Origin of the sequence: Mycobacterium sp. 1274761.0 (genome assembly GCF_001668615.1) — a bacterium.
Taxonomy (GTDB): domain Bacteria; phylum Actinomycetota; class Actinomycetes; order Mycobacteriales; family Mycobacteriaceae; genus Mycobacterium.
Map to the genome: position 1 here is coordinate 1 of NZ_LZMC01000029.1, position 509 is coordinate 509.

Consider the following 509-nt stretch of genomic DNA (forward strand, 5'->3'; position numbering starts at 1 on the left):
ACGACACGCCGCGAGTTTTCGGCAGCTTGCGCACGCTCACGCAAGTATGGGTGACGTGTCAGTAGCGGTGTACCGAGCGCCGATGCGGTCGCGGCGCGACGACGTCGATTGGGGCGCGGCTGTCGAGCGCGCACTCACCACGGGCGTATGCGGATTCGGCGGGCCGAAGAAGCCGTCGGACGAACGCCTGGCTCGCCGCATCGAACGGTTCCGCGATGTCGACAACGGCTCGTTCGTCTGGACCCGCGACACCGACGGCCTGTACTGGCTCGGCCGCATCCACGGCCCGTACTTTTACGACAACGACGACGCGGCGGCAGCCGTTGACCTGGTGCATGTTCGCGAATGCCATTGGCTCGCAACGCCATTGCCCGAACAGAAGGTACCCGCGGCCGTCATTGCCACGTTTCGACGCGGCGGCCGCAACTTCCAACAGACCCACGACCGTAGTGTCGTTGCCGAGAGCCAACACATTTGGGACGAGCTCAGCTAGCCGCGAGCGTGCGTCG

The 509-nt window shown here is 65.6% G+C and carries 1 protein-coding gene; it reads left to right on the forward strand.

From position 1 onward, the window contains the following. The first annotated feature begins 46 nt into the window (after positions 1–46). Positions 47–493 carry a hypothetical protein gene (locus A5651_RS04920; RefSeq protein ID WP_066976149.1) on the forward strand — a complete coding sequence of 149 codons (447 nt, stop codon included), beginning with the start codon at positions 47–49 and terminating at the stop codon, positions 491–493. Positions 494–509 lie beyond the last annotated feature (16 nt).